Source organism: Chitinophaga niastensis (assembly GCF_003014755.1).
GTDB classification, from domain to species: Bacteria; Bacteroidota; Bacteroidia; order Chitinophagales; family Chitinophagaceae; genus Chitinophaga; species Chitinophaga niastensis.
In genome coordinates this window covers 1,696,827-1,708,347 of the sequence record NZ_PYAW01000001.1, presented here as the reverse complement: position 1 = coordinate 1,708,347, position 11,521 = coordinate 1,696,827, and the positions used below count along the sequence as shown (strand labels likewise).

7 protein-coding genes are annotated in these 11,521 nt (G+C 42.3%); 2 read left to right on the top strand and 5 right to left on the bottom strand.

Annotated elements, in window-relative coordinates; genetic code table 11:
* Positions 1 to 29: 29 nt before the first annotated feature.
* The 3 genes from CLV51_RS07160 to CLV51_RS07150 form a co-directional block, all read right to left on the bottom strand.
* On the bottom strand, positions 30 to 1,787 hold the full coding sequence (locus CLV51_RS07160; protein ID WP_106527285.1) for a DUF4091 domain-containing protein: 1,758 nt from the start codon (positions 1,785 to 1,787) through the stop codon (positions 30 to 32).
* A gap of 146 nt (positions 1,788 to 1,933) precedes the next feature.
* Positions 1,934 to 3,886, bottom strand: coding sequence for a KUP/HAK/KT family potassium transporter (locus tag CLV51_RS07155; RefSeq protein ID WP_106527284.1), 1,953 nt, complete (start codon positions 3,884 to 3,886; stop codon positions 1,934 to 1,936).
* 155 nt (positions 3,887 to 4,041) lie between these two features.
* A complete protein-coding gene (locus CLV51_RS07150; protein ID WP_106527283.1) occupies positions 4,042 to 5,595 on the bottom strand; it encodes an OmpA family protein in 1,554 nt (517 codons plus the stop codon).
* Positions 5,596 to 5,909: 314 nt separating this feature from the next.
* On the opposite strand from CLV51_RS07150, the gene CLV51_RS07145 reads away from it, so the two are divergent.
* Positions 5,910 to 6,875: a polyprenyl synthetase family protein gene (locus CLV51_RS07145; RefSeq protein WP_106527282.1), complete on the top strand. Its 966-nt coding sequence runs from the start codon at positions 5,910 to 5,912 to the stop codon at positions 6,873 to 6,875.
* Between the two features lie 103 nt (positions 6,876 to 6,978).
* Positions 6,979 to 8,688: a single-stranded-DNA-specific exonuclease RecJ gene (gene recJ / locus CLV51_RS07140; protein WP_106527281.1), complete on the top strand. Its 1,710-nt coding sequence runs from the start codon at positions 6,979 to 6,981 to the stop codon at positions 8,686 to 8,688.
* Between the two features lie 23 nt (positions 8,689 to 8,711).
* Here recJ and CLV51_RS07135 read toward each other — a convergent pair whose 3' ends face one another.
* Entirely contained in the window at positions 8,712 to 9,509 is a 798-nt protein-coding gene (locus CLV51_RS07135; RefSeq protein ID WP_106527280.1) for a carboxylesterase family protein, read from the bottom strand.
* A 157-nt stretch (positions 9,510 to 9,666) separates the two neighbouring features.
* Complete coding sequence (htpG, locus tag CLV51_RS07130) at positions 9,667 to 11,499, bottom strand: molecular chaperone HtpG (RefSeq protein ID WP_106527279.1); 1,833 nt, start codon at positions 11,497 to 11,499, stop codon at positions 9,667 to 9,669.
* Positions 11,500 to 11,521: the final 22 nt, after the last annotated feature.

The window sequence follows — 11,521 nt, the reverse complement described above, 5'->3', positions numbered from 1 at the left end:
TCCTCCGGTTCTCCGGAGGATTTTTTTATTTAGAATTCGTTCAATCCATTTTTTGCTGTTTGCAGTATTGCTGCTGCCGGCGTGATTTTCAGCGCGTCTATTTCAAAAGGCTGTAATAATTTATCCAGCTTTTGCAATGCAGCAGTATTGTTAGTTTTTGAGAATTCTGCGCGCAGCAATCTTATTTTTTCATAATCCTGTATCCCCTCTACCATTCTTTCAAAACGAATAGAAGATCTCGGTCCCGGATATACGAAATAAGTATCTCCTGCAGCCCAGGCACGGAAACGCGAGTCCTGCAAAGGGGCCTTCACCCAGCAGTTATATGCCCAGCGCAAATAACCGGTATAACCTTTATGTGCAGCATGCCAACCCATCCAGGCTGATTCTGCGGGCGGTGAAAAGGTGAACGTATTCGGAAAACCTTCTGTACAACAAGTGTAAAAAGTAGTAGGCAATCCTTTTGTCAAACGTGCCTTCATTACATCAGCAGGGAATGCTTCTTTAGAAGCAATACAATAGTCATAAATTTCGTTGGCAAGCGGTGCATGGTAGCTACCAGCCAGTGATACTTTAAAGTCTTTATCTGCCTTCCTGATTACAGCCAGCGCCTGTTGCATATCTTCCATAGGTCTTTCATCCATAGCAATAGCGGTGATGTTAAACCAGCCTTTGGTTTTCAGGTGTTTCACAAAATCATTCAACATAGGCTGCCAGTGCGCAGTGTATTCCGGTGATCCTGGTTTGGCTACAATGAAAGTATCTTTTGCAGCTGCTTCATCATAATAATAAAATTTCAGGTTCCATGGAATCATGCTGTAGCAGTTGATTTCTTTACGAATACCCAGGTCCATCATGAATTGCACCCATTTATCAAAAATGGTATAGTCGTATGTCCAGCTACCATTTTTCTTCTTCGTCCATTTCACCATCGTGCCATATACATCTTGTGTTTGACTATTCCATGGATCATAGATGATTGTTGTCGTGATTACCTTCTGACCTGCATCTGCCAACATTTTCATGTAAGGCTTCATCGCCTTGAAGTGTGCATCGCTCCAGGGTTTCACACCATATACACGTGCTATCGCATCCGGACTTTGCCACAGATCCAGGTGGAATTGCCAGTCCTTTGGTGCGAGAAGTATGTGATTCAATACTTCCACTTCATATGGCATGCGCACTACAGTGGTACCTGCTTTTACAGTTACAGCACCTTTATACACACCTGCGGGCGTATTGGCCGGCACCTGTATACTCAACCAAACCGGTTGTGTTGTACGCGCTGCTATTTCTTTTTTGTTGATGATATCAATGCCATCGGCCGACAGCGAAGAATCGAAATCTACGGTTTTACGATAACCGCAACCGCTGCCATCTTTGTTTAGTTCATCTGTCATTACATACCTTACAAAACCCGTAGTTATTGCAGTGGCAGCAATCTTATTGCCTTTGCTGTCTTGCAGTGCAGTGGCTTGCATACTCACTGCCGGCTGCGCGGAAGTTGTCCAGATAACCAATTGGGTATGTATCCGTTCTCCTTTCCAGGCTTTGGCATTCCACGTTGGTGCGAGACCGTTATTATCCGGCGCATTCCTTTTTTCATAGCGGGTGTCAGCAGTACCAAAGGCTACGTGGAGTTGATTGCCTTTCACAGCTTCCCAGGAAGTATTATTAACAGATTTAGGATCGGGCAATTCCCTGTAATCACCGGCAGGAGCCGTTTGCGCCCATACGTTTTGTTGCAGTGCCAGCATTACCAGCACGCCAAAAAATTTGTTCACCATATAACATTTAGCATTTTCGGATGTGAAGATTTTTCAGATGTTATATCCGATCTGAAAAGTCTTAAACCTAAATATCTATAAAAAAAATGGGATTTTCAGATTTGAAAACAAATCTGAAAATCCCAAAAAAATGTGGTGTATCTAAATTAACGTACTATTCTTTTCAACTGCAAATTAGTCACAGGTGCCACTACCAGCGGATATTTCTCAATAGTCACATAGCTGGAATCCAGCCCGAAACCTCTTTCTTCTGACAAGCTCACTTTTTTCAGGAAGAAATACATCTTCATGATCATGCGCTCATATAAAGGCAGGTCATTATCATGTGACAGGAATTTTTCCATTACAATAAACTGGAAATCACCTACCACATTATTTTTACTCAACGATTCGTAACGGCTGGTAATATTCACTTCCTTGTTGCGTACCATATCTTCCACTACCATTCTGAACATCAGGTTAATGCGTTGTTCCACTCTGAAACCAAGACGGAACTCAACACGTATCACTTCGTTAGGGATAATTGTTTGTACAGAATATTCACTCAGATAAGGTTCATCTACCACATCTACGTGCACAAACCAGTAGATATCCGCACGTTTTGGTTTTTTATTAAGAATAGAATAGATGATCTTATGTTCTATTTCTTTTGGGTTATCTGCACTACTCATATACACCAGGTGGGTAGCATATTTAGGAATAGTGGTATCATTACTCAGTTCCTGTATGATGGGCAAATAATCTTCCAGGCGCACAAATTCCACATAGCGGTTTTTGATCTTCCGGGATTTAAACCAAACGATCATCACAATGAAAAGGGCACCTGCCACAATCACAGTTACATAACCGCCGTGCATAAATTTCACCATATTGGCAAAGAGGAAGGAGAACTCTATCGTGAAATAGACGACCAGGTAAAGTAAGATCCACCCTATCCATACCCGCTTGGTATATAAATAGAAGGCAAACAAACACGAGGTCATAAGCATACAGATAGTGATAGACAATCCATAGGCTGCTTCCATATTCGACGATTCCTGGAAGAAGAGCACGATGGCAGAACATCCTACAAACAACATGGTGTTAAGTCCGGGAATGTATAGCTGTCCACGCATTTCTGTCGGATAATTCACACGCATCTTAGGCCACAGGTTCAGGCGCATAGCTTCTGCGATGAGCGTAAACGAACCGGATATTAGCGCCTGACTGGCAATTACAGAGGCCAGTGTAGCTATCAATACACCAAAAATGATAAACCATTCCGGCATAATGGTAAAGAATGGATTTTGATCTTTTGGTAAGATTTGTCCTTTTTGAGTGAGCAACCAGGCACCTTGCCCCAGATAGTTCAAAATAAGGCAGGATTTAACGAATATCCAGGATATCCTGATGTTACCCCTACCGCAGTGACCGAGGTCAGAATAGAGTGCCTCAGCCCCCGTAGTACACAAAAATACCGCTCCCAGGATCAGGAATCCTTTTGGGTAAGTAGTTAAGAGTTCAATAGCGTAATGTGGACTGAATGCTTTAAAAATGCTAAGGTCATCAGCAATGTGTGAAATACCGAGGATGCCCAGCATAGAGAACCATAGCACCATGATAGGCCCAAACATGCGCCCGATGGATACTGTACCAAACTGTTGCATTACAAACAGGCCGGTAATAATGGTCAGTACTATTTTTACGATGGTCATCTGCCCAAGGTCTTTAAACACTCCCAGGGTACGTAAACCTTCGATGGCGGAAGTTACAGTAATAGGTGGTGTGATAATACCATCTGCCAGTAAGGCTGCACCGCCGATCATGCCGAAAACAACGGCCCATCTGGCGTGGCGACGTACGAGTGCGTACAGGGAAAAGATACCTCCTTCCCCTTTATTGTCTGCCCGAAGGGTTAAAATCACGTATTTAACAGTGGTTTGTAGAGTTAACGTCCATATGATACAGGAAATACCACCAATAACCAGTAGATCGCTAATGGGGTTGCCGCCTACGATGGCCTTGAAAACATATAGCGGAGAGGTTCCGATGTCGCCGTAGATAATGCCGAGCGCTACTACCAGACCTGCCAGGGATACCTTGTTAATGTTTATTCCCACGTAATAATAAGTTGGTTAAAAAAGCCTTCAAAATTAGGGGTAAATATTGAGACTCCAACAATAATTCGTAATGGAGTCATTTTCCATATATAAAAAATCCTCTCCCGAATGAACGGGAGAGGACTCTTAATTATCATCTCAATGAGTGATACTGATTAGTTAGCAGGAGCTAAATCAACAGTGCCAGACTCACCAGGAGTGTTTTGTTTGATGAAACGACCGCGGTCGATTCCTTGTTTGTCAGCCAAGTAGTCGATAACTGAATCAACACGACGGCTGCTCAGATCAACACCACCTTTCTTACCTTTCGCACCTGCGTGACCGGTAACCAGTACGTTGCAGGAAGGATTAGATTTCATGGTAGCTGCAACAGAAGCCAGGATAGCTTCCTGATCTTTACCAACTTTGGTAGAGCTGCCTTTGAAAGAACAGCTAGGCAGAACCAGGCTGGAGCAAGTTGCTTCAGGCTTGATGTTCTTGCAGCATTCTGGATCCGGGCATTTACCAACGCCATCAGCATCAACTGGTTGGCAATAAGTAGGCGTGATCAGTTGTTTGTCTTTGTAATCAGGAACACCATCACCATCAGTATCTTTCGCTACACCGTGAGAATCAACAGGAGCACCTGCTGGTGTGTTAGGCTCGCGATCAAACTGGTCAGTAACACCATCACCATCAGCATCAGGCAGAATTGGAGTTGGCAGTTTCATGTGACGTGGGTTGCTCAGCTCGCTGTAAGCATATTCCAGTGGGTTGATCCACCATAATGGCTGTACGCGTTTAGCAGGGTTACCCAGGTTGAAGTTCAGACGAACGCTGGTGTAAGAGTAGAAATCTTTAGATGATCCACCAGGGCCAGGATATCCGTCCAGGTAAGCATCGAAAGGCATAGTAATTTTTTCTTCCAGACCGATATTGAATCTTTTAGAAACTTTGAAAGCTACACCAGTACCGAGATCCAGTGCGTGACGGATCAGTTGGTTGTCTTTGTGACGACCGATAGAAACTCTGTTACCCTGAGAAGGAGCATTTTGCTCATACTTCTTATCTCTCAGGTTGTTCAGTTGTTTTCTGATGTCGCTGCGTTTAGCGTTAAAGTTAATGGAAGAATAATCGTAACCATTACCGTTAGCATCCAATGCATCAACATCTACATCAGCCATTACAATTGAGTAACCAGCCAGTAAGTACCAGTTAGTTTTAGGTTCTGCTCTGTAGAACAGGATGTTGCTCAAAGAAGCAATAACGTCCAAAGACAGTTGATGATTCTGTGATTTGTAGTTAGGTACAATCATACCATGGTTTAAAGCAGCTGTTTTAGCCCATGGATTGATACCACCTGCTGGCATATTAGGGCGCAGCTTGTAGTCCTGTCCTTTATCAATGGAACCGATGTACTCAGCTCTCAAGGAGAAGGTATGACCCAGTGCTTTTCTCAGGGAGATACCACCACCGAAACCTGGTTGAGCAGGAACGGTTCCGTCGATCAGGTGTAAACCACCACTTAAACCCAGTTCCCACATATCTCTCGGTTTCGCCGGGAAATTTGATTGGTGGTTCGTGAAGTTATTTTGTTGTACCATACGCTTGCTAGACACTTTGGATGAATCCAGAGCATCGTAGCCGGTTGGTTGAACCTGTGCAAAACTAGAAGATGCTGCTAGTAAACCCACAGCGCCTGCCAGTAATAAGTACTTTTTGCTTGCCATAATTGTTTTTTTTATTAAAAACTGTTAAAAATTTACTAATAACCCGTTTTTTACCTAGCAAAGGTAAATATCATAAATGAATATACAAATTTTTCTTGCAATATTATTTTCATTGATAAGTCCCTCAATATTAGAGCTTAAATGAAACTATTTATATACCTTAATTACAGTTAAGTTAAAGATCTGTATATGTCATGTTAATGGAATCCTTAACTCTTGTTAAAGGAATGTTATACTCCTTATACAAATTAGAGGCCAAAATGTTAAAATGTGGTATTTAAAACCTAGCTTAGCAATCCTTTTTTATTTAATACATGGACGATATTAAACACCTGATAGGTAAAGAATTACAGGATTTTGAAAGTAAGTTTGCGGATTCAGTAAAAAGTCATGTGCCTCTGCTGGATAGGATCATGCATTATATTGTGAAGCGCAAAGGGAAGCAGATCAGGCCCATGTTTGTTTTGTTATCAGCTAAACTTTTCAGTGACAACATCCAGGAAAGCACTTACCGCGCTGCTGCACTGGTAGAACTATTGCATACTGCTACCCTGGTGCATGATGATGTAGTGGATGATGCCAACCAACGCCGTGGCCTGTTTTCTATTAATGCATTATGGAAAAACAAAATAGCCGTACTCGTAGGCGATTATCTATTGTCCAAAGGATTACTGCTATCACTTAATAATAATGACTTCCGGACTTTACAGATATTATCCGAAGCGGTAAAGGAAATGAGTGAGGGAGAACTACTGCAGATCGAAAAAACCCGTAAGCTGAATATCAAAGAAGATATCTACTTTGAAATTATCCGTCGCAAAACAGCCTCCTTACTCGCTTCTGCCTGCGCCGCAGGCGCATGGAGCTCCAGCAATGATGAACATACTACGGAACAAATGCGCCTTTTCGGTGAAAAAGTAGGCGTGGCCTTTCAAATCAAAGATGACCTGTTCGATTACGGGGCTGCTAAAATCGGCAAACCAACCGGCATAGATATCCGTGAGAAAAAAATGACCCTGCCACTTATTTATACACTGGAACATGCCTCTGCAGAAACCCGGAGAAAAATTATTAATATTGTAAAAAATCATAATACAGAAAAAGACCGGGTGGAAGAAGTGATCAATTTAGTAAAGGCTTCCGGAGGAATTGACTACACCCAACAAAAAATGTTTGAATACCGCGACGAAGCATTGGCAATCCTGAACAGTTTCCCGGAAAATGCTATCAGAAACGGGCTGGAATCGCTGGTGCGGTTTACGACTGACAGAACGTTTTAGAAAGAAAAAAATATAAAATGTAAAATAATAAATGTAAAATGCAGAAGGCGAAAAAGCAGAAAGCTTTCTGCTTTTTCGCCTTTTAAATTTACCTGAAAATATAATGCAAAAACGCTGGACAGTAAAAGCATATCAACCAAATCAGGAACAGTTACTACAGTCATCATTGCGTATACATCCGCTGTTATGCCGACTGCTGGTACAACGTAATGTTACCAACTTTGAGGCTGCCCGGCAGTTTTTTCGCCCCACCCTTGCTGATCTGCATGATCCCTGGCAGATGAAAGACATGGACAAGGCTATCTCCCGTATAGAACTGGCTTTTTTTCAACATGAAAAAATACTGATATATGGCGACTATGATGTGGATGGTACCACCGCGGTAGCTACTGTGTACGCTTTTCTACATAACCTCTACAGTAATATTGAGTTCTATATTCCCCATCGTTACCGCGAAGGATACGGCATTTCTGTACAAGGCATCGAATATGCCCGCGCAAATGATTTTAGCCTGGTAATAGCACTGGACTGTGGTATAAAATCTATAGAACATATTACCCATGCAAAAGAATTGGGAATAGACTTCATCATCTGTGACCACCATCTACCGGATACAGAATTACCACCTGCTGTGGCTATCCTGAATCCAAAACAATACGATTGCCCTTATCCTTATAAAGAACTGAGTGGCTGCGGCATAGGCTACAAGCTCATCTGCGCTTTTGCACAAAAAAGAGGTCTTCCACAAAAAGAAGCCAACAAATTCCTGGACCTGGTAGCTACCAGTATTGCAGCTGACATTGTACCAATGACCGGCGAAAACCGGATACTGGCCTTTCACGGTTTGATAAAAGTAAATGAAGACCCATTACCTGGCATCAAAGCATTGATTACACTCAGCGCTTTAAAAGAACAGCTCACTATCGCCAACCTGGTATTTGTAATTGCACCTCGTGTAAATGCTGCCGGCAGAATGGATGATGCCAGAAAAGCAGTGAATCTTTTCATTGAACATGATGTAGAGAAAGCCGCAGCTATTGCGGAAGTATTGCATGCTGATAACTTCGACAGAAAAGAAATTGACAGTACCATCACGCAGGAAGCCATACAGCTCCTGCAAAATGATGTCAACATAGCGGACAGAAAATCCACCGTACTATACCAGGCGCACTGGCACAAAGGTGTTGTGGGCATTGTAGCGTCCAGACTGATAGATAAACACTATTATCGCCCAACCATCATTCTAACGCAATCAAATGATAAAGTAGCAGGATCCGCACGTTCTGTAATGGGATTTAACGTGTACGAAGCTATCCATCAGTGCAAAGACCTCCTGGAAAATTATGGAGGACACTTTTATGCTGCCGGCATGACACTGAAAACTGAAAATGTGAAAGCATTCCAGGAACGCTTTGAAGAAGTGGTAGCCAGAACAATACATCCGGATCAACTGGTACCTGAAATAGTAATTGATTCAGAAATTCACTTTTCAGATATCACGGCTGCCTTCTACAATATCCTGAAACAATTTGAACCACTGGGACCAGAAAACCTTCGTCCTGTTTTTCTCGCCAGAAACCTCACTGACAACGGGTTTTCCCGCATCGTAAAAGATGATCACATCAAGTTTTCAGTTAAACAGGGCAGGTCCGGGCCAACCATGTCCGGTATCGGCTTTTACATGGCTGAAAAATTTCCGATCGTGACCAGCAAAAAACCATTTGATATGGTTTTTACTATCGATGAAAATGAATGGAATGGCCAGACTACCCTGCAACTGAAAGTAATTGACGTAAGAGCCGTTAGCCGTTAGACATTAGCTTTTAGCTAAAAGCTTTATTTATGTTGTTTTAACATCCACGTATATACCTCTGCATTGGCATAAGTACGCGTCCAGGCATCATGGCCACCAGTAGGATATTCAGTGTACTGCACATTGCCTCCCATATCCTTTAAAGCCTTTACCAGTGTACGGGAATTAGTCACATTTACAGTAGGATCATCCGTACAATGGAACACCCACACCGACATCGTTTTAAGCTTCACCATTGTATTTACATTACCACCACCGCAAATAGGAACAATAGCAGCAAATCTTTCAGGGTGAGCGGAACTCCAGTCCCATGTACCAAATCCTCCCATGCTTAAACCAGTCAGGTATACGCGGCTGGGATCCACATGATATTTATTGATCACTTCTTTATAAACTGCCTCCAGGTATTCTGTATTCCACCAGCCGCTCAAACATTGCGGTGCTACCATTACAAAGGGTTTTCCGCTAACAACCTTAACCAGTCCAACATTCCTGAGTACATTGATATTATTCCCAATTTCACCAAGACCGTGTAGGAAAATTACAACAGGCCATTTGTAATCTTTCTTTTCATTGTATCCATCAGGAACGTACAACAGGTAATCACTGATATTCCCCCCTTTGATAGCTATTTTTTGAGCAGTAATACCTGGTGTTTGCCGCGCAAAAGAATCGCCCACCGGTGGCGGTATAACAGGTGGTGTAGTGACCGGGGGCTTTGTTTCAACCGGTGTAGTTGTTTCCTTTTTAGAACAGGCAAAAAGTGTGAGCGCACTCAACACAAAGACATGGCTTAAAATTTTAATTACTCTTTTTTTCATATAACAGCTATAAACTAAAAATCCCCCGGTATATGGCCGGGGGATAGGTTTTACAATATTTTTCTCCTGCTTTATTTCAATGTTGCAGTTTGTGGGGTAGCTGCAAATAAAAACTAAAAACCGGAAATGAAATACTTTTTTTTATTGTATAGCTATACTATTTTTTTTCGCCCATCAATTCCACACTTCTGTTTACAAATGCTGTAAGATCCGCACCAGTCAACAGATTCTGGGATAACAATGCCAGATCTGCCAGATTCTTTATCTGCTTTTGTTGCAATGTGTTATCATTTTCTTTCAGTATCTGCACATACACCGGATGATTGGCATTTACTGTCATATTAATTTCATCAGGCAAACCAGCGTACCAGTTCATGCCACCACCCCCACCCATAGCAGCCATATCTTTCATACGACGCATGAGTTCCGGACGGGTAACAATTACTGGCTGTGCATCTGCACTCAGGCCTTTCATCTCTACCTTAATATTAGGTTGATTAACCTGTGCGCCAAATAATTCCTTCAGTGTGCCTTCCTGCTCCTGTGATAATACAGTAGTAGCATTTTCATCCTTATCTATCAGGTTATCGGCAATGTCTGCATCTACACGGGTGAAGGAAACCTTATCCCATTTTATTTCGATATTATTGATGAAAGCTGCATCTACCAGCGTTTCCATCTTCACTACTTTGTATCCTTTATTTTTGGCAGCCTGTACATAACTATCCTGCTGTACCGGATTGGTAGCATACAAGATCACCAGCTTCTCTTCCTTATTGGTTTGCAGTGCTGCAGCCTCGACGCGGTATTCTTCCTGTGTATAAAATTTACCTCCGTCTACATCTTCCATTAGCAGGAATTTGTTGGCCTTCTCCATGAACTTGTCGTCGGTCATCATACCGTACTTCACAAACAGTCCGATGGAATCCCATTTCTCTTCAAAAGCTTTACGGTCATTGCGGAATATTTCATCCAGTTTATCCGCTACTTTTTTAGTGATATGCGCATTGATTTTTTTCACATTCGGATCGCCCTGCAGATAGCTGCGGCTTACGTTGAGCGGAATATCCGGGCTATCGATCACACCATGCAGTAACATCAGGAATTCCGGAACAATGTCCTTTACTTCATCTGTTACGTATACCTGGTTGGAATACAGATTGATCTTATCCTTCTGCATTTCGTAACTCTTGTTGATCTTCGGAAAATACAGGATACCTGTGAGGCTGAAAGGATAATCCACATTCAGGTGAATCCAGAATAATGGCGCTTCTGCAAAAGGATATAATTCTTTGTAAAAATTCTGATAGTCTTCTGTAGTTAACTCGCTCGGCTTTTTAGTCCATGCCGGGTTAGTATTGTTGATCTGATTACCTTCAAATGTAACCGGTACAGGCAGGAACTTACAGAATTTTTCGAGGATAGAACGGATGCGGCCTTCATCCAGGAATTCTTCACTTTCTTCGTTGATATGCATCACGATTTCAGTGCCTCTGTCTTCCTTGCTTACTTCCTCCAGTTCGTATTCCGGACTACCATCACATTCCCAGCGAACAGCAGCTGCATCCTCTTTCCAGGATTTTGAGAAGATTTCTACTTTGCTGCTCACCATAAAAGAAGAATAGAAACCAAGACCAAAATGCCCGATGATGTTGGTACCGTTTTCCTGTCCTTTATATTTTTTCAGGAATTCTTCTGCGCCTGAAAAAGCTACCTGATTAATGTATTTATCCACTTCTTCCGCCGTCATACCCACGCCATGATCAGCAATGGTGATGGTCTTTTTCTCTTTATCCAGTCTTACATCAATCGCTATATCACCCAGTTCGCCTTTGAATTCTCCTACACTAACTAATGTTTTCAGCTTCTGTGTAGCATCCACGGCATTACTTACCAGCTCACGGATAAAGATTTCATGATCTGAATACAGGAACTTTTTGATAATAGGAAATATGTTCTCTGTCTGAACACGTATTGCGCCTTTTTGCATTGGTTATCTGATTTTTTTCGTG